Origin of the sequence: Streptomyces sp. NPDC048604, assembly GCF_043199435.1 — a bacterium.
Classification (GTDB): Bacteria; Actinomycetota; Actinomycetes; order Streptomycetales; family Streptomycetaceae; genus Streptomyces.
This window is the reverse complement of sequence record NZ_JBICVX010000013.1, coordinates 22,675-45,880: the sequence shown is the minus strand read 5'-3', so window position 1 is coordinate 45,880 and position 23,206 is coordinate 22,675. Positions and strand designations below refer to the sequence as shown.

Genomic DNA, 23,206 nt, shown 5'->3' with positions numbered 1-23,206 from the left:
CGTCTGTGTGTACGGCTGTCAGCGACGCCGCTTGCCGCCCTCGCCGCCGCCGAGGAGGCCGGCCTTGCGCAGGGCGTCGGCCATGGCGCTGTTCGCAGGGGCGGCGGACTGGCCGCGACCGCGGTCCCGGTCGCCGCCGCGGTCCCGGTCCCGGTCGCCGCCGCGGCCACCGGCGCCCGCAGCGGCACCGCCACCGCCACCGCGGCGCTGCTGCGGCGGCCGCCCACCACGCTCGCGCTCGCCGCGCTCCCCGCGCTCGCCCCGCTCCCGCTTCGGCGCGCCCGTACCCGTCTCCGCCGCCGCCTCGTCGTCCAGCCGCAGCGTCAGCGAGATCCGCTTGCGCGGGATGTCGACGTCGAGGACCTTGACCTTCACCACGTCGCCGGGCTTCACCACGTCCCGCGGGTCCTTGACGAAGGTCTTCGACATCGCGGAGACGTGCACCAGGCCGTCCTGGTGGACGCCGACGTCCACGAAGGCGCCGAACGCCGCCACGTTCGTGACCACGCCCTCCAGGACCATCCCCGGCGCGAGGTCTCCGAGCTTCTCGACGCCCTCCTTGAAGGTGGCCGTCTTGAAGGCGGGGCGCGGGTCGCGGCCCGGCTTCTCCAGCTCCTTCAGGATGTCGGTGACGGTCGGCAGACCGAAGGTCTCGTCGACGTACTCGTCCGCCCGCAGCGACCGCAGCACACCGGTGTTGCCGATCAGCGAGGCGACCTCGCCGCCCGTCGCCTTCACCATCCGCCGCACCACCGGGTACGCCTCGGGGTGCACGCTCGACGCGTCCAGCGGGTCGTCGCCGCCCCGGATGCGCAGGAAGCCCGCGCACTGCTCGTACGCCTTCGGACCGAGCCGCGCCACGTCCTTCAGCGCCTTGCGGGACCGGAACGGGCCGTTGGCGTCGCGGTGCGCGACGATGTTCTCGGCGAGGCCCGCGCCGATGCCGGACACCCGTGAAAGCAGCGGCGCGGAGGCCGTGTTGACGTCGACGCCGACGCCGTTCACACAGTCCTCGACCACCGCGTCCAGCGAGCGCGACAGCTTCACCTCGGACAGGTCGTGCTGGTACTGGCCGACGCCGATCGACTTCGGGTCGATCTTCACCAGCTCGGCCAGCGGGTCCTGCAGCCGCCGCGCGATGGAGACAGCGCCGCGCAACGACACATCCAGTTCCGGGAGTTCCTGCGAGGCGAACGCGGAAGCGGAGTACACGGACGCGCCCGCCTCCGAGACCATCACCTTGGTGAGCTTCAACTCGGGGTGCTTGGCGATGAGTTCACCGGCCAGCTTGTCCGTCTCGCGCGACGCGGTGCCGTTGCCGATGGCGACCAGGTCGACCGCGTGCTCCTTCGCGAGCCGGGCCAGCTTCGCCAGCGACTCGTCCCACTTGTTCGCCGGGACGTGCGGGTAGATCGTGTCGGTGGCCACGACCTTGCCGGTCGCGTCGACCACGGCGACCTTCACGCCGGTACGGAAGCCGGGGTCGAGGCCCAGCGTCGCCCGCGTGCCCGCCGGGGCGGCGAGCAGCAGGTCCCGCAGGTTGGCGGCGAAGACCCGTACCGCCTCGTCCTCCGCCGCCGTGCGCAGCCGCAGCCGCAGGTCGATGCCGAGGTGCACCAGGATCCGGGTGCGCCAGGCCCAGCGGACCGTGTCGAGCAGCCACTTGTCGGCCGGCCGGCCCCGGTCGGCGATGCCGAAGCGGTGCGCGACGATCGGCTCGTACGAGGACGGGCCCTCGACCGGCTCCTCCGGCTCCAGGTCCAGGGCGAGCACGTCCTCCTTCTCGCCGCGCAGCATCGCGAGGATCCGGTGCGAGGGCAGCGCCGTGAACGGCTCGGCGAAGTCGAAGTAGTCGGCGAACTTCGCGCCGGCCTCCTCCTTGCCGTCCCGCACCTTGGCGGCCAGCCGGCCCCGGCCCCACATCCGCTCGCGCAGCTCGCCGATCAGGTCGGCGTCCTCGGAGAACGTCTCGGTGAGGATCGCGCGGGCGCCCTCCAGCGCGGCGGCGGCGTCCGCGACGCCCTTGTCCGCGTCGACGAACGCCCCGGCCGCGGCGAGCGGCTCCACCGACGGGTCGGCGAGCAGCCCCTCCGCCAGCGGCGCGAGGCCCGCCTCACGGGCGATCTGCGCCTTGGTGCGGCGCTTCGGCTTGAACGGCAGGTAGATGTCCTCCAGGCGCGCCTTGGTGTCGGCGGCCCGGATCTGCGCCTCCAGCTCGTCCGTCAGCTTGCCCTGCTCGCGCACGGAGTCGAGGATCGCGGCCCGCCGGTCCTCCAGCTCCCGCAGATACCGCAGCCGCTCCTCGAGCGTGCGCAGCTGCGCGTCGTCGAGCATCTCGGTCGCTTCCTTGCGGTAGCGCGCGATGAACGGCACGGTCGACCCGCCGTCGAGCAGCTCGACGGCCGCCTTCACCTGTCGCTCGCGTACGCCGAGCTCCTCGGCGATCCTTGCTTCGATGGACGTCGTCACGGTGTCCCGACTCGCCTTCTCGTGCCTGCAGCTTGCCCGTGCATTCTGCCGGGTCGGCCGCCGGAACACCGCATGCGCCCCGCCGCTGGGCCTCCGCCGATCAGCCCTTGCCGATCAGGTCGCCCGGGAACGCGCCCGCGACGGCGGCGGTGACGAGGAGACCGCGGCCCAGCTCGGTGAGCCGCTCGACGCCCGCCGCGCCCAGGTGCTCGTACGGGGCGGAGTCCAGCCGGTCCGTCCGCTCCTCGGCCTCCTCGCGCAGCGCGACGCCGGCGGCCGTCAGCTCGCCCTCGGCGCCGAGCAGCCCGCGCGAGCGCAGCCGCTCGGCCGCGGCCTCCCAGTCGGCGCGCCGCCAGCCGCGGCTCGAGAGCACCCAGCGCGGGGACATGCCCTTGCCGGTGGCGGTGTGGCTGACCAGGGCCTCCACCGGGTCGAGCCCGGCGTCGAGGAGTGCCGCGAGGTGCCCGTCGCCGCGGTGCTCGCGCAGCAGGGTGGACGCGTGCCAGAACCGCAGGTGCGGGGCCTCGGGCACGGGCAGGTCGGCGTTGGCGGCGTACAACGGGCGGGCGTGCCGGGTGCACGCCTCGGCGGCGCGCAGCGCCAGCTCGGCGGCCTCGGCCAGCTCCGCGGACGCGAGCGTCTCCTCGCCGAGCAGCCGGCGCAGCGTGGCGTCGACGACGCGCAGCCGCGCGTCGAGCACGGCGGCGGGGGCGGCGGTGTCCCAGACGGCCGGGAAGTGCTGCCGGAGCAGCGCGTGGTCGTAGTTGTAGAAGGTCGCGGCCACCGTGCCCGGGCCGACGGCGCCCATCGGGGCGCTCCGCGCGGCCAGCCGCATCGCGTTCGGGTCGGTGAACCCGAGGGCCGAGAACTCGCGGTCCAGGTCCGGCGAGAAGAACAGCGTGGCGTGCAGCGAGTTGAGGGCGCCGGCGCAGCGGCGACCCGCGCGCGGAGGCAGAAGGGTGCTCATGCCCCGGCACGTTACCGACTGGTCGGTATCGAAGGAACCCCAGGGGTACCGGTCCGTGCCGACCCGGGCGCGGAGCGTGGGGCCGGGCTCCCGCCGCCGCGCTCCAGAGGCCGTGCCGTTCCCCGGCCCCGCGCGGCCCGCGACGCGTCGGCCGGGACGCGCGCCGGTCCCCGTGCATCCGTCCCGACCCTCATGGCAGGAAAGGTGGGGTCTTCGTCATTGCGGTCATCGGCCGGGGTGCGAACGATGGAGGCATGACGCAGCGACCCGTTCTCGTCGTCCTCTTCGACGGGGTGCAGAGCCTTGACGTGACCGGTCCGGTGGAGGTGTTCGCCGGGGCCGGCCGGGTCGCCCGGGACCCCGGGGCGTACCCGATCCGTACCGCCTCGCTCGACGGCGGACCGGTCCGCACCCAGAGTGGGCTGCGGATCCTGCCCGACGCCGCTCTCGCCGAGGCGGTCGCCGACGGGCCGCCGCACACCCTGATCGTCCCGGGCGGCGAGGGCACCCGGGCGCCCGAGCCGGCGCTGATCGACTGGTTGCGCGCACACGCCCCGGACGCCGAACGGCTCGTCTCCGTCTGCACCGGAGCGCTGCTGCTGGCCGAGGCCGGGCTGCTCGACGGCCACCGGGCCACCACCCACTGGGTCGCCTGCGACCATCTCGCCCGCTGCTACCCCGAGGTGGACGTCGACCCCGACCCGATCTTCGTCAGGGACGGCCGGCTCTCCACCTCCGCCGGTGTCACCGCCGGCATCGACCTCGCCCTCGCCCTCGTCGAGGAGGACCTCGGCCATGACGCGGCCCTCACCGTCGCCCGCCACCTGGTCGTCTTCCTGCGCCGCCCCGGCAACCAGGCCCAGTTCAGCGCCCAGCTCGCCGCGCAGACCGCGCGCCGCGCCCCGCTGCGCGACCTCCAGCACTGGATCAGCGAGCACCCCGGCGCCGACCTGTCCGTGGAGGCCCTGGCCGCCCGTGCCCGGATGTCACCCCGGCACTTCGCCCGCGCGTTCCGTTCCGAGACCGGCACGACGCCGGGCCGCTACGTCGACCGGGTCCGGCTGGAACAGGCGCGCAGGCTCCTGGAGGAGACCGCCGGCGGCGTGGAGGAGGTCGCCCGGACGGCCGGCTACGGCACGCCCGAGGCGATGCGCCGCGCCTTCGTCAAGGCGCTCGGCACGCCGCCCGCCGACTACCGCCGCCGCTTCCACGCACCTCTGCCCACCACCCGCTGACGCCGGAGGACCCGGCCCACCGAAAGGGAACCCATGCAGATCGCCGTGCTCCTGTACGACAACTTCACCGCCCTCGACGCCGTCGGCCCGTACGAGCTCCTCGCCCGCCTCCCCGGAGCCGAGACCGTGTTCGTGGCCAAGGAGCCCGGCCCCGTCCGCAACGACCAGGGCAGCCTCGCCCTGGTCGCGGACAAGGCCCTCGCCGACGTCCCGCACCCGGACATCGTGCTCGTCCCCGGCGGCCCCGACTCGCGAGAGGCGATGCACGACCCGGAGATCCAGCAGTGGCTCCGTACCGCCGACGAGACCAGCACCTGGACAACCTCGGTCTGCACCGGTTCCCTGATCCTGGGCGCGGCCGGCCTGCTGACCGGTCGCCGGGCCACCACGCACTGGCTCGCGTACGAGGAGCTGCGGGCGCTCGGCGTCGAGCCCACCGGCGAGCGGGTCGTCTTCGACGGCAAGTACGTCACCGCCGCCGGCGTCTCCTCCGGCATCGACATGGCTCTGCACCTGCTCGGCCGGATCGGCGGGGACGAGACCGCGCAGACGATCCAGCTGCTCACCGAGTACGACCCGCAGCCGCCGTACGATGCGGGTTCGCCCGAGAAGGCCCCGGCCGCGATCGTCGCGCGGTGGCGGGGCGTGAAGGCGGAGGACCTTCCTCAGGGCCGCTGAGCGAGGGCCCGCCGGACCTCAGGCCCCGTAGGTGAAGCGCGGCGGGCGGCGCTCCAGGAAGGCCGCGACGCCCTCGGCCGTGTCGCCGCTGCCCCGGGCCTCGGCCGCCCAGTGGGCGTCCCGGTCGGTGCGCCCGTCGGCGAACTCCTTCGCCGCCGCCTGTGTGAGCAGCGAGCGCGAGGCGAGGATCCGGGTGAACTCGGCGACCCGCTTGTCGAGTTCGCCGACCGGGTGCACCTCGTCGACCAGACCGGTCCGCAGCGCCCGCTCCGTGTCGATCAACTCGCCCGAGAACAGCAGGTACTTGGCGGCCGCCGGGCCCACCAGGGCGGCGAGCCGCCGGGTCGAGGACGCCGGGTAGACGATGCCCAGCTTCGCCGGGGTGACCCCGAACCGCGCACCCTCCTCGGCGAACCGCAGATCGCAGGCGGCGGCCAACTGGCTGCCGCCGCCCACGCAGTAGCCGCGGATCGCGGCGAGCGTGGGCTTGGGGAAGCCGGCCAGCGCCGCCTCGGCCCGTACCGCGAGCGACTGCTGCTCGTCGCCGGGCTCGCGCAGGGTGGAGATGTCCGCCCCGGCGCAGAAGGTGTCGCCGGCCCCGGTGAGCACGAGGACCCGGACCGCGGGCTCGGCGGCCAGCCGCCCGAGCAGCTCGGGCAGCGCCCGCCACATCCCGGCCGTCATGGCGTTGCGCTTGGCGGGGTTGGTGATGATCACGGTGGCCACGCCGTCGGCGACCGAGTGCGTGAGCTGCGGTTCCATGGGCTCCATGGGCCGGATGCTATCCGGGGGCCCGATCGTACGATCAGGAAGGTCCGCAGCAGCCTCGGGCCGCCGGCCCGGTGACTCCGGACGTCCCGGACGAGTCTTCGAAATCGGGATAAGACCGTGAATCCGTCACCGGAGCGTCAGCTGCAGTCGAACAACTGACGCAGTCATACCCAACCGATCAGTTTCCGGTCGATACATGTCGACTTCTGGTCAGTAGGACGGTCCGCCCCGGCGAGCTGTCAAGACTCGACCTCGTGGCGACAATCGAGCACGAGGGCGGGAACCGGACCATGGAGAGCCGCGGGAGCGTTCCTGCCCGCCCGCCGTCCTACGAGGGCGTCTGGCGCTTCACCGCTCCCGCGGTCGACGTCTCCGTGCCGCAGGCCCGGCGCGCCGTCCGCGAACTGATCGGCCGGCAGGGCGTCCCGGCGCACGACGACATCGTGCAGGGCCTGCTCCTGATCGTCTCCGAGCTGGTCACCAACGCCGTCAAGCACGCCGCGCTGCTCTCCCCGGAGGTCGCCGTCGAGGTCGCGATCGGCGCCGAGTGGATCCGGGTGTCCGTCGAGGACAACCACCCGTACCGCCCGAAGGCGCTGGAGGCCGACTACGCGCAGACCGGCGGGCGGGGGCTGCTCCTGGTACGGGAGATCGCCCGGGAGGCGGGCGGCGCCTGCGACGTGGAGCACACCGCGAGCGGCGGCAAGATCATCTGGGCGGCGCTGCCCCTTGTCCCGGGACTCCCGGGACAAGGGGCAGCGCCCGGGGTCACCAGCCCCCGGACGGACCCGTCAGCTCCTTGATCGCCGGACGCGCGGCGTCGAGCACGGTCATGAACCAGGCCGAGAACGGCGCCGCCTCGTGCCGCTCGGCCAGCTCGCCGGGCGTCACGAAGGCCGTGTCCTCGATCTCCTCCGGGTCGGGCGCCGGTGTGCCCTGCACCAGACCCACGAAGAGGTGGTTGTACTCCTGCTCCACCAGGCCCGACGCCGGGTCCGGGTGGTTGTAGCGGACCGTGCCGGCCTCCGCCATCAGCGACGGCGAGACGCCCAGTTCCTCGTGGACCCGGCGGGCGGCCGCGGCGAACGGGGCCTCGCCCGGGTAGGGGTGCCCGCAGCAGGTGTTCGACCACACGCCGGGGGAGTGGTACTTGCCCAGCGCCCGGCGCTGCAGCAGCAGCCGGCCCGACGCGTCGAAGAGGAACACCGAGAAGGCCCGGTGCAGCCGGCCGGGAGCCTGGTGGGCGGACAGCTTCTCGGCGGTCCCGATCGTCCGGCCCTCCTCGTCGACCAGTTCGAGCATGATCGACTGCTGCGCGCCGTTCGGCTGGACGCCGTTCGTCGCGCCGGTCGCCGCGGTGGCTGATGTGGTCGGCATACCCATCCTTCGCTTCGGTCCTCGGCCGGTGGGGCGCACTCAGTCTGCCGTACAAAACCGGCATGCCCCACTTCGGCGGCCGGACGTGTCCGCTCCCGCCGCACCGGAGTACAGGGTGTGCACCCACATGTGCGACGGGCGCGGACGGGGCGTCAGACCCCGAAGGCCGCCGGGTAGTGGATCATGCCCACCGGAAGCGGATCGGAATCCTCCAGAACCAGCGCCATCATGGCCTCGTCCGGGACCTCGAAGCCCGGCCGGATCCCGTACCGAGAGGCCCGTACGAAGCCGAACCTCGGGTAGTACTCGGGGTGGCCCAGCACCAGCACCAGCCGCTCCCCGCGCCGCCGCGCCGCGTCGAGGACCGCCCGGACCACCGCGTCCCCGGCCCCCTGCCGCTGGTGCGCGGGCGCGACGGACACCGGGGCCAGCGCGGCGGCCGGCTCGCCGCCGACCGTGCACCGGGTGATCAGCGCGTACCCGGCGACCGTGCCGTCCGGGGCCTCGACCACGTACGACAGTCCGGGCAGCCAGGCCTGCGGGTCCGCGCGCAGCGCGTCGACCAGCTCGGCCTCCGCCGCGGTCTCGAAGGCGGCCGCGTTGACCGCGTGGACCGCGGCGACGTCGGTGGCCGTCTCCTCGCGGGTGCGCCAGCGGATGTCGGACAAAAGGGACCTCCTGCGGTCGTCAGTGGCAGAGCTTGACCTCGTGGGCGGCGTGGCCCACCGGCTCCAGCTGGAAGGTGCAGTGCTCCACGTCGAAGTGGACGCCGAGGCAGCCCTGGAGGTCGTGCAGCATCTTCTCGTGGCCCACGGAGTCCAGCGCGTCCTGGTCCACCACCACGTGCGCCGACAGCACCGGCATCCCCGATGTGATCGTCCAGGCGTGCAGGTCGTGCACGTCCTGCACCCCCGGCAGGGCCAGGATGTGGGCGCGCACCTCGGCCATGTCGACGCCCTTGGGGGCCGCCTCCAGGAGCACGTCCAAGGTCTCGCGGAGCAGCTTCAAGGTGCGCGGCACGATCATCAGGCCGATCACGATCGAGGCGATCGGGTCCGCGTACTGCCAGCCGGTCGCCAGGATGATGCCGGCCGAGATCAGCACCGTCACCGAGCCGAGCGTGTCCGCCAGCACCTCCAGATAGGCGCCGCGCACGTTCAGGCTCTCCTGCCGGCCGCGCATCAGCAGCGACAGGGAGATCACATTGGCCACCAGGCCCACCGCGGCGAAGGCGATCGTCAGTCCGCCCTTGGTCTCGGCGGGCTCCATGAACCGCTGGACCGCCTCGAACAGCACATAGCCGCCGACGACGAGCAGCAGCAGGCAGTTCGCGAGGGCGGCCAGGATCTCCGCCCGGGCGAAGCCGAAGGTGCGGTTCTGCGAGGGCGGCCGGTTGGCGAAGTGGATCGCCACCAGCGCCATCGCCAGGCCGATGGCGTCGGTCGCCATGTGGGCCGCGTCGGCGATCAGCGCCAGCGAGTCCGCCAGGACGCCGCCGACGATCTGGATCACCATCACGCAGAGCGTGATGGTGAACGCGATCCGCAGTCGTCCCCGGTACGCGGCGGCCGCCGTGCCCGTCGGCGGCGGGCCGCCGTGGCTGTGCCCGTGGTCGTGTCCGGCCCCCATGACATGGCCTCCCGGTCGTGTCGTCTCAGTGCCCCGAGTGGCCCAGTGAACTACGGGTGGGGGGTATGTGCAACACGATGTTGAACACCGTTGTCATGTGCTGTGACCTGCGGTTATGTGACGTCCGGGTGCAGCAGCCGCCAGCCCTCCCAGGCCGACTCGACCATCTCGCGCACCCCGCGGGACGCCGTCCAGCCCAGCTCCTTCGCCACCCGGTCCACCGAGGCCACCGCCCGTGCCGCGTCCCCGGGCCGGCGGGCCTCGACCACCGGCGGCCCCGTGAAGCCGGTCACCTCGGACACCACGTCCGCCAGCTCGCGCACCGAGACGCCCCGGCCGCGCCCGATGTTCACCGTGAGGTCCCCGCCGTCCGCCTGCTCCGCGAGCCGGCGCGCGACCGCCAGATGCGCGCCCGCCAGATCGGCCACGTGGATGTAGTCGCGCACGCAGGTGCCGTCCGGCGTCGGATAGTCAGCGCCGAAGATCCGCGGGGCCTCGCTCCGGGTGATCCGGTCGAAGAACATCGGGATGATGTTGAACACCCCGGTGTCCGCGAGCTCCGGCCGTGCCGCGCCCGCCACGTTGAAGTAGCGCAGGCAGGCCGTCGCGATCCCGTGCGCCCGGCCCGTCGCCCGCACGAGCCACTCGCCGGTGAGCTTGGTCTCCCCGTACGGGTTGATCGGCTCCGCCGGGGTCTCCTCGGTGATCAGGTCCACGTCCGGGACGCCGTACACGGCCGCCGAGGACGAGAACAGGAACCGCCGCACCCCCGCCGCCACCACGGCCTCCAGGAGCACGGTCAGCCCGTGCACGTTCTCCCGGTAGTAGTACAGCGGGCGCTCCACGGACTCGCCGACCTGCTTCTTCGCTGCGAGGTGCACCACACCGGTCACCGCGTGCTCCGCGAGCACCCGGTCGAGCAGCTCGCGGTCGGTGATCGTGCCGCGTACCAGCGGGACGCCCGCGGGCAGCCGCCCGGGCACCCCGGAGGACACGTCGTCCAGGACCACCGCCCGCTCGCCGGCCTCGGTCATGGCATCCGCCACATGGGCCCCGATATAGCCCGCTCCACCCGTGATCAGCCAAGTCATGACGACCACCCTAGGGGGTAGCGGGCCGCGGTTTGTGGGCCGAGGCGAGGATCGCTCATGATGATCTCCGCGACGGGCGGCGTGGGCCCCCCGGACGGGCACGTCCGGCGGCGGACCGCGGGGGGCCTGTGCGCAAAACCTCGGTGAACTCGCGCTTTCGTTCATCCGATAGCCTCAGCCGACGTGCCGCCGCCCGGGTCACGGGCCGGGCCGCCGTGCCATCAACCTGATCAGCTCCAAGGAGTGAGTCGTCTGTCGACCGCCATCCTCACCGGCCCGCCGGTCCCCGGATCGTCGCTGGACGGCGATCTGAGGTCGCTGGGCTTCGACGTGCAGGTCGCCGCCGCCCCCGCGGACACCGCGGAGCTGCTCGCCGCCGTGCCGGCCGGGCGCCGGGTCGCCGTCGTCGACCCCCGGTTCGTCGGACACCTGCACGCCCTGCGCCTCGCGCTCACCGACCCGCGGTTCCCCGCGGCGGCCGCCCCCGGCGCGCTGACAGCGCAGCCCGAGGCCCGGCCCGCCCTGGAGCGGGCCCTCGCCGCCGCCCCGGCCGAGCCCGGCGCCCTCGCCGACGCGCTCGCCGCCGACGGCGTGGCCGTGCACCGCCCCGAGCTGGGCTCCCTCGTCGCGGCCGTGCCCGGCGACGCCGAGAGCCGGCACCAGGCGCGCGCGGCGGTCGCCGAGGTCGACGACGAGGCGGTCCGGCTGCGCAACGCGGTCAAGGCCCACGACGGCTTCTTCACCACCTTCTTCATCAGCCCGTACTCGCGCTACATCGCCCGCTGGTGCGCCCGCCGCGGCCTGACCCCGAACCAGGTCACCACCGCCTCGCTGCTCACCGCGCTGCTCGCGGCCGGCTGCGCGGCCACCGGCGACCGCGCCGGGTACGTCACCGCCGGCGTGCTGCTGCTCGTCTCCTTCGTCCTCGACTGCACCGACGGGCAGCTCGCCCGCTACTCCCTGCAGTACTCGACGATGGGCGCCTGGCTCGACGCCACCTTCGACCGGGCCAAGGAGTACGCCTTCTACGCCGGCCTCGCGCTCGGCGCGGCCCGCTCCGGCGACGACGTCTGGACCCTTGCGCTCGGCGCGATGGTCCTGATGACCTGCCGCCACGTCGTGGACTTCTCCTTCAACGAGGCCAACGCCGGTGGCACGACCGCCACAACCCTGTCCAACCGGCTCGACAGCGTCGGCTGGACCGTGTGGGCCCGGCGCATGATCATCCTGCCGATCGGCGAGCGCTGGGCGATGATCGCGGTCCTCACCGCCGTCACCACGCCCCGCGTCGTCTTCTGGGCGCTGATCATCGGCTGCGCGTTCGGCGCCTGCTACACCACCGCCGGCCGGGTGCTGCGCTCGCTGACCCGCAAGGCCGAGCGCACCGCCCGCGCCGCCCGCGCGCTGTACGACCTCACCGACTCCGGCCCGCTCGCCGAGCTCGCCGCCCGACTGGCCGGCCGCCGGTTCCCGCTGCCGCCGCCGGTCACCGCCGTCCTCGGCGCCGCGCTGCTGATCGCCGTCGCCTGGACCCAGCCGGTCGGCAGCGGCTGGACGGTGGCCGCCGCCGGCGGCTACGCCCTGCTCTCCGGCTGCGCCGTCGCCCGCCCCCTGAAGGGCTCCCTCGACTGGATGACGCCCCCGGTGTTCCGGGCCGCCGAGTACGGCCTGGTGCTGCTGCTCGCCGCCCGGTCCGGCGTCCCGCACGCAGTTCCCGCGGCATTCGGGCTGGTCGCGGCGGTCGCCTACCATCACTACGACACGGTGTACCGCATCCGCGGCGGCACCGGCGCGCCGCCCGCGTGGCTGGTGCGCACCGTCGGAGGCCACGAGGGCCGCGCGCTCCTCGTGACTGTCCTGGCCGCCCTGACGGCGACCACCGGCAACGACTTCACCAAGGCGCTCGCCGCCCTCGCGGCAGCCGTGGCGCTCGTGGTGCTCGTGGAGTCCATCCGCTTCTGGGTGTCGTCCGGAGCACCCGCCGTACACGACGAAGGAGAAACCGCATGATCGGCCTGGTCCTGGCAGCCGGTGCAGGACGGCGTCTGCGCCCCTACACCGACACGCTCCCGAAGGCCCTCGTGCCTGTGGACGGCGACACCACCGTCCTCGACCTCACGCTCGGCAACTTCGCCGAGGTCGGCCTCACCGAGGTCGCGATCGTCGTCGGCTACCGCAAGGAGGCCGTGTACGCGCGCAAGGAGGAGCTGGAGGCGAAGTACGGCCTCAAGCTCACCCTGATCGACAACGACAAGGCCGAGGAGTGGAACAACGCCTACTCCCTGTGGTGCGCCCGTGACGTCCTGAAGCAGGGCGTCATCCTCGCCAACGGCGACACCGTGCACCCGGTCTCCGTCGAGAAGACCCTGCTCGCCGCCCGCGGGAACGGCCAGAAGATCATCCTCGCCCTCGACACGGTGAAGCAGCTCGCCGACGAGGAGATGAAGGTCATCACGGCCGACGGCCAGGGCGTGCAGAAGATCACCAAGCTGATGGACCCTGCCTCCGCGACCGGTGAGTACATCGGCGTCACCCTGATCGAGCCCGAGGCCGCCGAGGAGCTTAGCGACGCCCTGAAGACCACCTTCGAGCGCGACCCCGACCTCTACTACGAGGACGGCTACCAGGAGCTCGTCCACCGCGGCTTCCAGATCGACGTGGCCCCCATCGGCGAAGTGAAGTGGGTCGAGATCGACAACCACGACGACCTCGCGAAGGGCCGTGAGATCGCGTGCCAGTACTGACCCGGCTCATCCCGTCGCCGGTCGTCGTCGACATCAGCCGGGGCGCGATGGAGAAACTGGCCGGCCTCCTGGCCGACCAGCGGATCTCCGCCTCCGGCAGGCTGGCCTTCGCGGTCAGCGGCGGCTCGGGCCGGAAGCTGCGCGAGCGGCTCGCGCCGGCCCTGCCCGGCGCCGACTGGTACGAGGTCTGCGACGGCACCATCGACTCCGCGGTCAAGCTCGCCGACGACATCAAGGGCAGCCGGTACGACGCCGTGGTGGGCCTCGGCGGCGGCAAGATCATCGACGTCGCCAAGTACGCAGCGGCCCGGGTCGGCCTGCCCATGGTCGCCGTCGCGACCAACCTGTCGCACGACGGCCTGTGCTCCCCGGTGTCCATCCTGGACAACGACAACGGCCGCGGATCCTACGGCGTGCCCACCCCCATCGCGATGGTGATCGACCTCGACGTCATCCGGGACGCGCCGGTCCGGTTCATCCGCTCCGGCATCGGCGACGCGATCTCCAACATCTCCGCGATCGCCGACTGGGAGCTCTCCCACGAGATCACCGGCGAGCCGGTCGACGGCCTGGCCGCCGCCATGGCCCGCACCGCCGGCGAGGCGGTGCTCCGGCACCCCGGCGGCGTCGGCGACGACGAGTTCCTCACCGTGCTGTCCGAGGGCCTGGTGCTCTCCGGCATCGCCATGTCGATCTCCGGCGACTCCCGGCCCTCGTCCGGCGCCTGCCACGAGATCAGCCACGCCTTCGACCTGCTGTACCCGGAGCGCTGCGCCGCGCACGGCGAGCAGGTCGGTCTCGGCGCCGCCTTCGCGATGCACCTGCGCGGGGCCGAGGAGGACTCCGGCCTGTTCGCCGAGGTGCTCCGCCGGCACGGCCTGCCCGTCCTGCCCGAGGAGATCGGCTTCTCGGTGGACGAGTTCGTCGCCGCCGTCGCGTACGCGCCGCAGACCCGCCCCGGACGCTTCACCATCCTCGAGCACCTCGACCTCACCGACGACCAGATCAGGGACGCGTACGCCGACTATGCCAAGACCATCCGTAGCTGAACTCCGCCCGGTCGTGCACCCGGCGGGTGTGAAGGACCGGCGCAGCGGAGAGCACTGGGGCGGCCGCCTGTACATGCGCGAGATCTCGCTGCGCATCACCCGCCTGCTGGTCACCACCAAGGTCACGCCGAACCAGCTGACCTATCTGATGACCGTCTGCGGCGTGCTCGCCGCGCCGGCCCTGCTGATCCCCGGTATCTGGGGCGCGGTGCTCGGCGTCGTCGCCGTCCAGCTGTACCTGCTGCTCGACTGCGTCGACGGCGAGGTCGCCCGCTGGAAGAAGCAGTACTCGCTCTCCGGGGTGTACCTGGACCGGGTCGGCGCGTACCTGTGCGACGCCGCGGTCCTGGTCGGCTTCGGCCTGCGCGCCGCCGACCTGTGGGGCGGCGGCCGGATCGACTGGCTCTGGGCCTTCCTCGGCACCCTGGCCGCGCTCGGCGCGATCCTGATCAAGGCCGAGACCGACCTCGTCGGTGTCGCCCGCCACCAGGCCGGTATGACGCCGGTCAAGGAGGCCGCCTCGGAGATCCGCTCCTCGGGCATGGCCCTGGCCCGGCGCGCCGCCGCCGCGCTGAAGTTCCACCGGCTGATCCTGGGCATCGAGGCGTCCCTGCTGATCCTGGTGCTCGCGATCGCCGACCAGATCCAGGGAGACCTGTTCTGGTCGCGCCTGGGCGTGGCGGTCCTGGCCGGCATCGCGATGCTGCAGACGGTGCTGCACCTGGTGTCGGTCCTGGCGTCGAGCAGGCTGAAATGAGGACGACGACCATGAGCGACCGGACCGTGAACAAGCCGCTGAGGCTCGGCGCCGTCATCATCACCATGGGCAACCGCCCCGACGACCTGCGTGCCCTGCTCGACTCGGTCGCCGGTCAGGACGGCGACCCGATCGAGGTGGTCGTGGTCGGCAACGGCGCCCCCGTCACCGGCGTGCCCGAGGGCGTGCGGACCGTGGACCTGCCCGAGAACCTCGGCATCCCCGGCGGCCGCAACGTCGGCATCGAGGCCTTCGGCCCCGGCGGCACCGACGTCGACGTGCTGCTCTTCCTCGACGACGACGGCCTGCTGCCGAACGCCGACACCGGCGAGCTGGTCCGCCAGGCGTTCACCGCCGACCCGAAGCTGGGCATCGTCAGCTTCCGGATCGCGGACCCGGACACCGGGCTCACCCAGCGCCGGCACGTGCCCCGGCTGCGGGCCTCAGACCCGATGCGCTCCTCGCGGGTGACCACCTTCCTCGGCGGCGCCAACGCGGTGCGCACCAAGGTCATGGCCGAGGTCGGCGGGCTGCCGGACGAGTTCTTCTACGCCCATGAGGAGACCGATCTCGCCTGGCGGGCGCTCGACGCCGGCTGGATGATCGACTACCGCTCCGACATGGTGCTGTTCCACCCCACGACGCCGCCCTCCCGGCACGCCTCGTACCACTTCAACGTGGCGCGCAACCGGGTCTGGCTGGCACGGCGGAACCTGCCCGCCCCCCTGATCCCGCTGTACCTCGGCATCTGGCTGCTGCTGACCCTGCTCAGGAAGCCGTCGGCGGCCGGGCTCAAGGCCTGGTTCGGCGGTTTCAAGGCGGGCTGGACCACCCCGTGCGGTCCCCGCCGTCCCATGAAGTGGCGTACGGTGTGGCGGTTGACCAGACTGGGCCGCCCTCCCGTCATCTGACACGCGCGCATCTTGAACACGAAAGTTTCCTCCTGTGAGTGACACAACCCACGACGGTGCGATCGTGACGACCGTCCCGCCGTCCGCCGACGACGGACTCTCACCGTCGGAGCTGGCCGCCAAGTACGGCCTCGCGGTGAGCGGCGCCCGGCCGAGCCTGAGCCAGTACGTCCGCCAGCTCTGGGGCCGGCGCCACTTCATCCTGGCGTTCTCCCAGGCGAAGCTGACGGCCCAGTACAGCCAGGCCAAGCTGGGCCAGCTGTGGCAGGTCGTGACCCCGCTGCTCAACGCGCTGGTCTACTACCTGATCTTCGGGCTGATCCTGGACGCCAGCCGGGGCATGACCAAGGAGGTGTACATCCCCTTCCTGGTGACCGGCGTGTTCGTGTTCACGTTCACCCAGTCCTCCGTGATGGCGGGTGTCCGCGCGATCTCCAACAACCTGGGCCTGGTCCGGGCGCTGCACTTCCCGCGCGCCTCGCTGCCCATCTCGTTCGCGCTGCAGCAGCTCCAGCAGCTGATGTTCTCGATGATCGTGCTGGTCGCGGTGGCGGTCGCCTTCGGCAGCTACCCGGGTCTGAGCTGGTTGCTGGTGCTGCCGGCGCTGGCGCTGCAGTTCGTGTTCAACACCGGCCTCGCGCTGATCATGGCGCGGATGGGCTCGAAGACGCCCGACCTGGCGCAGCTGATGCCCTTCATCATGCGGACGTGGATGTACGGCTCCGGCGTCATGTTCTCGATCCCGATCATGCTGGCGGACAAGCCAGCCTGGATCGCGGACGTCCTCATGTACAACCCGGCGGCGGTCTACATGGACCTGGTCCGCTTCGCCCTCATCGACGGATACGGCTCGGAGAACCTGCCGTCCCACGTCTGGTTCGCCGCCCTGGCCTGGTCCGTGGTGGTCGGCGTGGTCGGCTTCGTGTACTTCTGGAAGGCCGAGGAGAGGTACGGCCGTGGCTGACAGCAACCAGGGACGGATTCCCACCGTCATCGCGGACGACGTCCACATCGTGTACCGGGTCAACGGGGGTGCGGGCGGCAAGGGCAGCGCCACCGCCGCGCTCAGCCGGATACTCGGCCGCGGCAAGCGCGAGGACCGCGGCGTCCGCAAGGTGCACGCCGTGCGCGGCGTGTCCTTCACGGCGTACCGCGGCGAGGCGATCGGCCTGATCGGGACCAACGGCTCCGGCAAGTCCACGCTGCTGCGGGCCATCGCCGGCCTGCTGCCCACGGAGAGCGGCAAGGTCTACACCGACGGCCAGCCGTCGCTGCTCGGCGTCAACGCGGCCCTCATGAACGACCTGACCGGCGAGCGGAACGTGATCCTCGGCGGTCTGGCGATGGGCATGAGCAAGGAGGAGATCCGGTCCCGCTACCAGGGCATCGTCGACTTCTCCGGCATCAACGAGAAGGGCGACTTCATCACCCTGCCGATGCGGACCTACTCCTCCGGCATGGGCGCCCGGCTCCGCTTCTCCATCGCGGCGGCCAAGAACCACGACGTCCTCATGATCGACGAGGCGCTGGCCACCGGCGACAACAAGTTCCGGATCCGTTCCGAGGAGCGCATCCGCGAGCTCCGCAAGGAGGCCGGCACGGTCTTCCTGGTCAGCCACAGCAACAAGTCGATCCGGGACACCTGCGACCGGGTGCTGTGGCTGGAGAAGGGCGAGCTGTTGATGGACGGGCCCGCCGACGAGGTGCTCAAGGCGTACGAGCGCGAGACCGGCAAGTAGAGCGCAGCGGGCCCCCGCCGGGAGCGAACCGGCGGGGGCCCGTGCACGCCCTGCGCCGGGCTCGGCCACGCACGGGTGACCTGCCGCATGGTGACGCCATGTCCGGAATGTTCATGCGGTCAACATCGGGCAGGATGTGCCCATGGCTGCGAACCCGGGCGGCAAGTCCTATCACCACGGCGATCTGCGGAACGCGCTGGTCGACGCCGCCGTCGACCTCGCCGCGGACGGCGGCCCCGAGCGTGTCGTGCTGCGCGAGGCGGCCCGCCGGGTCGGCGTCTCGCCCACCGCGGCCTACCGTCACTTCGACGGGCAGGGCGAGCTTCTCGGGGCGGTGAAGCGCCACGCGCAGTCGGCGCTCGCCGAGGCCATGGAGCGCGCCGCGCAGCGGGTCCCCGGCTCGGACGCCCCGGCCCTCGCGGCCGAGCGCCGGCTCGCCGCCCTGGTCCGCGGCTATGTCGCCTTCGCGCTGGCCGAGCCGGGGCTGTACCGGGCGGCCTTCTGCACCCCCCGCCCGCCGTGCGGCGCGGTGTGGCTGCCGGAGCCCGCGGAGCCGGCCGGGGAGCCCGAGGTACGGGCGTTCACCCTGCTCACCGAGGCCCTGGCGGCCCTGGCGGCGGCCGGTCCGGCGCCCCGGCGGCCCGCGCCGGACGTCCAGGCGGCGGCCTGGTCGGCCGTCCACGGGCTGTCGCTGCTGCTGGTGGACGGGCCGCTGCGGCGGCTGCCGGCGCAGCGCCGGGACGGCGTGGTGGAGCGGACGCTGGCCATGCTGGTCTGCGGCGTCCGGGCCGACTGAGGGGCCGTACCGGCCGGCCGACGGAGGGTCACGGAGCGGTAACGGCGGCCGTCCGCGCCAAGTGCCGCGGCGCGCCGGGCGATTGGCGTCCCACGGCGTCCCGGGCCTGGTGAGGGGCACACCCCGACGAGGCGTCGGGCGTCGTACAACGTAAGCTGTAGCAGTGCTGATTCACGGCATGTGAGGTGATACCTCCCCAGGTGTCCCTTGGTGTGCCGGTTCGTGGCGAGGACCGGCGGCGTGTCCGAAATAGGATGTATTGGGTCGGCAGTGTAGAACGGAGATGTGACGGCAATGACGGATGATCTCCAGCTCTGCGAGGGCATGGCCGTCCCCGCGCCGGGAAACCCGCAGTGACGGGTGCCGGGCAGGTGCGCCCCGACGTCTCCACCCGCACCACACTCGCCAAGGCCGCACACGAGAACTTCCCCGTGGCCCCCTTCTACCTGCCCCGCGCCTGGCGGGACGACCTCATGGCCGTCTACGGCTATGCCCGCCTCGTCGACGACATCGGCGACGGGGACCTCGCCCCCGGCGGCGACGACGCCCGCTTCCTCGGCGTCGACCCCGAGTACGCCGACGACCCGCTCGCCCTGCTCGACGCCTTCGAGGCCGACCTGATGCGGGTCTTCGAGGGGACCCCGCAGCACCCGCTGCTGCGCGCCCTCCAGCCGACCGTCCGGCGCCGCTCCCTCACCCCCGGCCCGTTCCTCGGCCTGATCGAGGCGAACCGGCAGGACCAGCTGGTCCGCCGCTACGAGACCCACGACGACCTCGTCGCGTACTGCGAGCTCTCCGCCAACCCCGTCGGCCGGCTGGTCCTCGCGATCACCGGGACCGCCACCCCCGAGCGGCTGCGGCGCTCCGACGCGATCTGCACCGCCCTGCAGATCGTCGAACACCTCCAGGACGTCGCCGAGGACCTCCGCCGGGACCGGATCTACCTGCCGGCCCAGGACCTCAAGCGCTTCCACGTCACCGAGGAGGACCTGGCCCGGCCCACCGCCAACGCCTCGGTGCGCAGCCTGATCGCCTTCGAGGCCGCCCGCGCCCGCGCGCTGCTCGACGACGGCGCCCCGCTGATCGGCAGCGTGCACGGCCGGCTCCGGCTGCTGCTGGCCGGCTTCGCCGGCGGCGGGCACGCCGCCCTCGACGCCGTCGCCGCCGCCCGCTTCGACGTCCTGGCCGGACCGCCGAAGGCGGGCCGCGCCGCGATGGCCGGCTCGGCGGTCCGGGTCCTGCGCGGGGCGCGGAGAGCGGGGTGAGCCGGCCCGTGGAGCAGCACAGCGAGCTGTCCGCGCCGGTGCGGGCCGCCTACAGCTACTGCGAGACCGTCACCGGACAGCAGGCGCGCAACTTCGCGTACGGGATCCGGCTGCTGCCGACCGAGAAGCGCCAGGCCATGTCCGCCCTGTACGCCTTCTCCCGGCGGGTCGACGACATCGGCGACGGCGATCTCGCGCCCGAGACCAAGCGGGACCGCCTGGAGGCCACCCGCACGGTCCTGGACCGGGTCCGCAAGGGCGAGGTCGAGCAGGACGACACCGATCCGGTGGCCGTCGCCCTCGCCGACGCCGCCGAGCGCTTCCCGCTCCCGCTCGAAGGGCTCGACGAACTCATCGACGGCGTCCTCATGGACGTGCGCGGCGAGACGTACGAGACCTGGGACGACCTCAAGGTCTACTGCCGGTGCGTCGCCGGCGCCATCGGCCGGCTCTCGCTGGGCGTGTTCGGCACCCAGACCGGCGCGCCCGGTGCCGAGCGCGCCGCGGAGTACGCCGACACGCTGGGCCTCGCGCTCCAGCTGACCAACATCCTGCGCGATGTCCGCGAGGACGCCGGCAACGGGCGGATCTACCTTCCCGCCGACGACCTGGCCAAATTCGGCTGCACCGACGGCTTCCGGGCCGCCATGCCGCCCGAGGGAGCCGACTTCACCGGGCTCGTGCACTACGAAGTCCGGCGCGCCCGCGCCCTGTTCGCCGAGGGGTACCGGCTGCTGCCGATGCTCGACCGGCGCAGCGGTGCCTGTGTGGCCGCCATGGCCGGCATCTACCGCCGGCTCCTCGACCGCATCGAACGCGAACCCGAGGCGGTGCTGCGCGGGAGGGTCTCGCTGCCCGGCCGGGAAAAGGCGTACGTTGCGATGCGCGGCCTGTCCGGTCTGGACGCCCGGCACGTCTCCCGCACCGTCAGGAGGCGCGCATGAAGCCGTACGCCCGTACCGGCCGGGCAACCCGTCCACCCGGCCCGGCGTCCTGCACGTCGACGATCCGAGGGGAGGCCCGATGAGCCCCGACCGCAACGCTCCGGCAGGGACCCCGCACGCCGTCGTCGTCGGCGGCGGCCTCGCCGGGACCACCGCCGCGCTCCGGCTCGCCGACTCCGGGGTGCGCGTCACGCTCCTGGAGGGACGGCCCCGGCTCGGCGGACTCGCGTTCTCCTTCCGCCGCGGCGAGCTGACCGTCGACAACGGGCAGCACGTCTACCTGCGGTGCTGCACCGCCTACCGCTGGTTCCTCGACCGCGTCGAGGGGGCCCGGCTCGCCCCGCTGCAGAAGCGGCTCGACGTGCCCGTGCTCGACGTCGGCCACCCGCGCGGCCCCCGGCTCGGCCGGCTGCGCCGCACCGCCCTGCCGGTGCCGCTGCACCTGGCCGGCAGCCTCGCCACGTACCCGCATCTCTCCCCGGCCGAGCGGCTCGGCGTCGCACGGGCCGCGCTCGCGCTGCGCAGGCTCGACCCCGCCGATCCCGCGCTGGACGGCATCGACTTCGCCACCTGGCTCGGCCGGCACGGCCAGTCGCCGCGCGCCGTCGCCGCCCTGTGGGACCTGGTCGGCATCCCCACCCTCAACGCCCCCGCGGCCGACGCCTCGATGGGCCTGGCCGCGATGGTCTTCAAGACCGGGCTGCTCTCCGAGCCGGGCGCCGCCGACATCGGCTGGGCCCACGTCCCGCTCGGCGAACTCCACGACATCCGGGCCCGCAAGGCCCTCGACGCCCTCGGCGTCCGCACCGAACTGCGCGCCAAGGCCGAACGGATCTCCCGCACCGACGACGGCCGCTGGACGGTCCGCACCGACCGGGAGGTGTTCGACGCCGACGCCGTCGTGCTCGCCGTACCGCAGCGCGAGGCCCACGGCCTGCTGCCCGAAGGCGCGCTCGACGACCCCGACCGGCTGCTCGACATCGACACCGCGCCGATCCTCAACCTCCACGTCGTCTACGACCGCAAGGTGCTCCGGCGGCCCTTCTTCACCGCGCTCGGCTCGCCGGTGCAGTGGGTCTTCGACCGCACCGAGTCGTCCGGGCTGTTGAGGGGCGGGCCCGAAGGGCCCTCGAGCAAGGGCGGTGGTGGGCGACGGGTGGGCGGCCAGTATCTGGCGATTTCGCAGTCCGCCGCGCAGGACGAGATCGACGAACCCGTCGCCGCGCTGCGGGAACGGTATCTTCCGGAACTGGAGCGCCTGTTGCCGGCCGCCCGTGGCGCCGGCGTACGGGATTTCTTCGTCACCCGGGAGCGGACGGCCACGTTCGCTCCCACCCCGGGCGTCGGGCGGCTCCGCCCCGGCGCCCGTACGTCCGCGCCCGGCCTCGCACTGGCCGGCGCGTGGACGGCCACCGGCTGGCCCGCGACGATGGAGGGTGCCGTGCGCAGCGGCTTCAGCGCCGCCGGCGCGGCGCTCTCGGACCTCGGCCGCCGCCAGGAACGTCCGCTGCAGGAGGCGGTATGAGCGTGAGTACCGGAACAAGAGGAGAGACCGTGCCGACTGTGCCGCCGGGTAACCCGGTTGTCGACACCGCGGACGTGACCGCACTTCTGGAACGGGGGCGGACCCTGTCCACCCCCGTGCTGCGGGCGGCCGTCGACCGCCTCGCGCCGCCCATGGACACCGTGGCCGCCTATCACTTCGGCTGGATCGACGCGTACGGCAACCCCACCGACGCCGACAGCGGCAAGGCCGTGCGCCCCGCGCTCGCGCTGATCTCCGCCGAGGCCGCCGGGGCCCCGCCGGAGGTCGGCGTCCCCGGCGCCGTCGCCGTGGAGCTGGTGCACAACTTCTCGCTGCTGCACGACGACCTGATGGACGGCGACGAGCAGCGCCGGCACCGCGACACGGTGTGGAAGGTGCACGGCCCCGCCCAGGCGATCCTCGTCGGCGACGCCCTGTTCGCGCTGGCCAACGAGCTGCTGCTCGAACTCGGCACCGTCGAGGCCGGGCGCGCCACCCGCCGGCTCACCACCGCCACGCGCAAGCTCATCGACGGTCAGGCCCAGGACATCTCCTACGAGCACCGCGAGCGGGTGACCGTCGAGGAGTGCCTGACGATGGAGGGCAACAAGACCGGCGCGCTGCTGGCCTGCGCGGTCTCCATCGGCGCGGTGCTCGGCGGTGCGGACGACCGTACGGCCGACAAGCTGGAGGAGTACGGCTACCACCTCGGCCTCGCCTTCCAGGCCGTCGACGACCTGCTCGGCATCTGGGGCGACCCGGAGGCCACGGGCAAGCAGACCTGGAGCGACCTGCGCCAGCGCAAGAAGTCGCTGCCGGTCGTCGCCGCCCTCGCGGCCGGCGGCCCGGCCTCCGAGGAGCTCGGGACGCTGCTCGCCGCCGATGCCAAGAGCGCCGACTTCGCCTCGTTCTCCGAGGCCGAGTTCGCCGCGCGCGCCGCCCTGATCGAGGAGGCCGGCGGCCGCGAGTGGACCTCCCAGGAGGCCCGCCGCCAGCACGCGAGGGCCATCGAGGCGCTGCACCAGGTGGACATGCCGGAGCGGGTGAGGGAGCAGCTCGTCGCGCTGGCCGACTTCGTCGTCGTACGGAAGAGATGATCACCATCACCCAGATATGAGTGCGCGGTCGCGGGGGGGGGGCGCCCGCCCCCCGCCGCCCGCCCGCCCCGCCCAAAGCCAGCCCCAAAACAACGCAAAGGGGAGGGGCGGCAGCCACCCCCACCCCCCACCCCCGCGCGCGGGGGCCCCCCGCGGGGCGGG

The 23,206-nt window shown here is 73.1% G+C and carries 21 protein-coding genes and 1 pseudogene; 15 read left to right on the top strand and 7 right to left on the bottom strand.

Going from position 1 to position 23,206, the window contains the following annotated elements; genetic code table 11:
* Positions 1 to 18: 18 nt before the first annotated feature.
* On the bottom strand, positions 19 to 2,469 hold the full coding sequence (locus tag ACGFMM_RS25465) for a Tex family protein (RefSeq protein ID WP_393648745.1): 2,451 nt from the start codon (positions 2,467 to 2,469) through the stop codon (positions 19 to 21).
* A gap of 100 nt (positions 2,470 to 2,569) precedes the next feature.
* Positions 2,570 to 3,436 carry a hypothetical protein gene (locus ACGFMM_RS25460; RefSeq protein WP_393648744.1) on the bottom strand — a complete coding sequence of 289 codons (867 nt, stop codon included), beginning with the start codon at positions 3,434 to 3,436 and terminating at the stop codon, positions 2,570 to 2,572.
* Between the two features lie 254 nt (positions 3,437 to 3,690).
* Between ACGFMM_RS25460 and ACGFMM_RS25455 the strand changes: the two genes are divergently transcribed.
* Together ACGFMM_RS25455 and ACGFMM_RS25450 are read left to right on the top strand one after the other, a co-directional pair.
* Positions 3,691 to 4,671, top strand: a complete 981-nt coding sequence (locus ACGFMM_RS25455) for a GlxA family transcriptional regulator (RefSeq protein WP_393648743.1) — start codon at positions 3,691 to 3,693, stop codon at positions 4,669 to 4,671.
* A gap of 33 nt (positions 4,672 to 4,704) precedes the next feature.
* Positions 4,705 to 5,349, top strand: a complete 645-nt coding sequence (locus ACGFMM_RS25450; protein ID WP_393648742.1) for a DJ-1/PfpI family protein — start codon at positions 4,705 to 4,707, stop codon at positions 5,347 to 5,349.
* An 18-nt stretch (positions 5,350 to 5,367) separates the two neighbouring features.
* On the opposite strand, the gene ACGFMM_RS25445 is transcribed toward ACGFMM_RS25450, so the two are convergent.
* A complete protein-coding gene (locus tag ACGFMM_RS25445; RefSeq protein WP_393648954.1) occupies positions 5,368 to 6,111 on the bottom strand; it encodes an enoyl-CoA hydratase/isomerase family protein in 744 nt (247 codons plus the stop codon).
* A 299-nt stretch (positions 6,112 to 6,410) separates the two neighbouring features.
* On the opposite strand from ACGFMM_RS25445, the gene ACGFMM_RS25440 reads away from it, so the two are divergent.
* The gene (locus tag ACGFMM_RS25440; RefSeq protein WP_393648953.1) at positions 6,411 to 6,923 is read left to right on the top strand and encodes an ATP-binding protein; all 513 of its coding nucleotides are present in this window, start codon (positions 6,411 to 6,413) and stop codon (positions 6,921 to 6,923) included.
* On the opposite strand, the gene idi is transcribed toward ACGFMM_RS25440, so the two are convergent.
* The 4 genes and pseudogenes from idi to galE form a co-directional block, all read right to left on the bottom strand.
* Entirely contained in the window at positions 6,889 to 7,497 is a 609-nt protein-coding gene (idi, locus tag ACGFMM_RS25435) for an isopentenyl-diphosphate Delta-isomerase (protein ID WP_393648741.1), read from the bottom strand. The two genes, ACGFMM_RS25440 and idi, sit on opposite strands and share 35 nt — an antisense overlap.
* Before the next feature lie 152 nt (positions 7,498 to 7,649).
* Positions 7,650 to 8,162: pseudogene (locus ACGFMM_RS25430) on the bottom strand (GNAT family N-acetyltransferase); the annotation flags it as partial.
* 22 nt (positions 8,163 to 8,184) lie between these two features.
* On the bottom strand, positions 8,185 to 9,126 hold the full coding sequence (locus tag ACGFMM_RS25425; protein WP_393648740.1) for a cation diffusion facilitator family transporter: 942 nt from the start codon (positions 9,124 to 9,126) through the stop codon (positions 8,185 to 8,187).
* Positions 9,127 to 9,239: 113 nt separating this feature from the next.
* Complete coding sequence (galE, locus tag ACGFMM_RS25420; RefSeq protein ID WP_393648739.1) at positions 9,240 to 10,217, bottom strand: UDP-glucose 4-epimerase GalE; 978 nt, start codon at positions 10,215 to 10,217, stop codon at positions 9,240 to 9,242.
* 252 nt (positions 10,218 to 10,469) lie between these two features.
* Between galE and ACGFMM_RS25415 the strand changes: the two genes are divergently transcribed.
* The 12 genes from ACGFMM_RS25415 to ACGFMM_RS25360 all read left to right on the top strand — a co-directional run bounded on the left by ACGFMM_RS25415 (position 10,470) and on the right by ACGFMM_RS25360 (position 23,044).
* Complete coding sequence (locus tag ACGFMM_RS25415) at positions 10,470 to 12,227, top strand: DUF5941 domain-containing protein (RefSeq protein WP_393648952.1); 1,758 nt, start codon at positions 10,470 to 10,472, stop codon at positions 12,225 to 12,227.
* Entirely contained in the window at positions 12,224 to 12,961 is a 738-nt protein-coding gene (locus ACGFMM_RS25410; RefSeq protein ID WP_393648738.1) for a sugar phosphate nucleotidyltransferase, read from the top strand. Before ACGFMM_RS25415 ends, ACGFMM_RS25410 begins: the two co-directional genes overlap by 4 nt.
* Positions 12,949 to 14,010 carry an iron-containing alcohol dehydrogenase family protein gene (locus tag ACGFMM_RS25405; RefSeq protein ID WP_393648737.1) on the top strand — a complete coding sequence of 354 codons (1,062 nt, stop codon included), beginning with the start codon at positions 12,949 to 12,951 and terminating at the stop codon, positions 14,008 to 14,010. Before ACGFMM_RS25410 ends, ACGFMM_RS25405 begins: the two co-directional genes overlap by 13 nt.
* Positions 13,988 to 14,767, top strand: coding sequence for a CDP-alcohol phosphatidyltransferase family protein (locus ACGFMM_RS25400; RefSeq protein ID WP_393648736.1), 780 nt, complete (start codon positions 13,988 to 13,990; stop codon positions 14,765 to 14,767). Before ACGFMM_RS25405 ends, ACGFMM_RS25400 begins: the two co-directional genes overlap by 23 nt.
* 11 nt (positions 14,768 to 14,778) lie before the next feature.
* Positions 14,779 to 15,678: a glycosyltransferase family 2 protein gene (locus ACGFMM_RS25395; RefSeq protein WP_393648735.1), complete on the top strand. Its 900-nt coding sequence runs from the start codon at positions 14,779 to 14,781 to the stop codon at positions 15,676 to 15,678.
* 34 nt (positions 15,679 to 15,712) lie between these two features.
* Positions 15,713 to 16,642 carry an ABC transporter permease gene (locus ACGFMM_RS25390; RefSeq protein WP_393648734.1) on the top strand — a complete coding sequence of 310 codons (930 nt, stop codon included), beginning with the start codon at positions 15,713 to 15,715 and terminating at the stop codon, positions 16,640 to 16,642.
* The gene (locus tag ACGFMM_RS25385; protein WP_393648733.1) at positions 16,635 to 17,417 is read left to right on the top strand and encodes an ABC transporter ATP-binding protein; all 783 of its coding nucleotides are present in this window, start codon (positions 16,635 to 16,637) and stop codon (positions 17,415 to 17,417) included. Before ACGFMM_RS25390 ends, ACGFMM_RS25385 begins: the two co-directional genes overlap by 8 nt.
* A 142-nt stretch (positions 17,418 to 17,559) precedes the next feature.
* On the top strand, positions 17,560 to 18,213 hold the full coding sequence (locus ACGFMM_RS25380) for a TetR/AcrR family transcriptional regulator (protein ID WP_393648732.1): 654 nt from the start codon (positions 17,560 to 17,562) through the stop codon (positions 18,211 to 18,213).
* Positions 18,214 to 18,566: 353 nt separating this feature from the next.
* Positions 18,567 to 19,478: a squalene synthase HpnC gene (hpnC, locus tag ACGFMM_RS25375; protein WP_393648731.1), complete on the top strand. Its 912-nt coding sequence runs from the start codon at positions 18,567 to 18,569 to the stop codon at positions 19,476 to 19,478.
* The gene (gene hpnD, locus ACGFMM_RS25370) at positions 19,475 to 20,422 is read left to right on the top strand and encodes a presqualene diphosphate synthase HpnD (RefSeq protein WP_393648730.1); all 948 of its coding nucleotides are present in this window, start codon (positions 19,475 to 19,477) and stop codon (positions 20,420 to 20,422) included. Before hpnC ends, hpnD begins: the two co-directional genes overlap by 4 nt.
* Positions 20,423 to 20,501: 79 nt before the next feature.
* Positions 20,502 to 21,947, top strand: coding sequence for a hydroxysqualene dehydroxylase HpnE (hpnE, locus tag ACGFMM_RS25365; protein WP_393648729.1), 1,446 nt, complete (start codon positions 20,502 to 20,504; stop codon positions 21,945 to 21,947).
* Entirely contained in the window at positions 21,944 to 23,044 is a 1,101-nt protein-coding gene (locus ACGFMM_RS25360) for a polyprenyl synthetase family protein (RefSeq protein ID WP_393648728.1), read from the top strand. Before hpnE ends, ACGFMM_RS25360 begins: the two co-directional genes overlap by 4 nt.
* The last annotated feature ends 162 nt before the right edge of the window (positions 23,045 to 23,206 follow it).

What these genes read in the sequence shown, in the direction of transcription:
- ACGFMM_RS25440 (WP_393648953.1), top strand. Translation starts at nt 6,411, where the DNA reads ATGGAGAGCCGCGGGAGCGTTCCTGCCCGCCCGCCGTCCTACGAGGGC.
- idi (WP_393648741.1), bottom strand. Translation starts at nt 7,497, where the DNA reads ATGCCGACCACATCAGCCACCGCGGCGACCGGCGCGACGAACGGCGTC.
- ACGFMM_RS25400 (WP_393648736.1), top strand. Translation starts at nt 13,988, where the DNA reads ATGCCAAGACCATCCGTAGCTGAACTCCGCCCGGTCGTGCACCCGGCG.
- ACGFMM_RS25450 (WP_393648742.1), top strand. Translation starts at nt 4,705, where the DNA reads ATGCAGATCGCCGTGCTCCTGTACGACAACTTCACCGCCCTCGACGCC.
- ACGFMM_RS25410 (WP_393648738.1), top strand. Translation starts at nt 12,224, where the DNA reads ATGATCGGCCTGGTCCTGGCAGCCGGTGCAGGACGGCGTCTGCGCCCC.
- ACGFMM_RS25460 (WP_393648744.1), bottom strand. Translation starts at nt 3,436, where the DNA reads ATGAGCACCCTTCTGCCTCCGCGCGCGGGTCGCCGCTGCGCCGGCGCC.
- ACGFMM_RS25425 (WP_393648740.1), bottom strand. Translation starts at nt 9,126, where the DNA reads ATGGGGGCCGGACACGACCACGGGCACAGCCACGGCGGCCCGCCGCCG.
- ACGFMM_RS25360 (WP_393648728.1), top strand. Translation starts at nt 21,944, where the DNA reads ATGAGCGTGAGTACCGGAACAAGAGGAGAGACCGTGCCGACTGTGCCG.
- ACGFMM_RS25445 (WP_393648954.1), bottom strand. Translation starts at nt 6,111, where the DNA reads ATGGAACCGCAGCTCACGCACTCGGTCGCCGACGGCGTGGCCACCGTG.
- ACGFMM_RS25380 (WP_393648732.1), top strand. Translation starts at nt 17,560, where the DNA reads ATGGCTGCGAACCCGGGCGGCAAGTCCTATCACCACGGCGATCTGCGG.
- ACGFMM_RS25455 (WP_393648743.1), top strand. Translation starts at nt 3,691, where the DNA reads ATGACGCAGCGACCCGTTCTCGTCGTCCTCTTCGACGGGGTGCAGAGC.
- ACGFMM_RS25395 (WP_393648735.1), top strand. Translation starts at nt 14,779, where the DNA reads ATGAGCGACCGGACCGTGAACAAGCCGCTGAGGCTCGGCGCCGTCATC.
- hpnE (WP_393648729.1), top strand. Translation starts at nt 20,502, where the DNA reads ATGAGCCCCGACCGCAACGCTCCGGCAGGGACCCCGCACGCCGTCGTC.
- galE (WP_393648739.1), bottom strand. Translation starts at nt 10,217, where the DNA reads ATGACTTGGCTGATCACGGGTGGAGCGGGCTATATCGGGGCCCATGTG.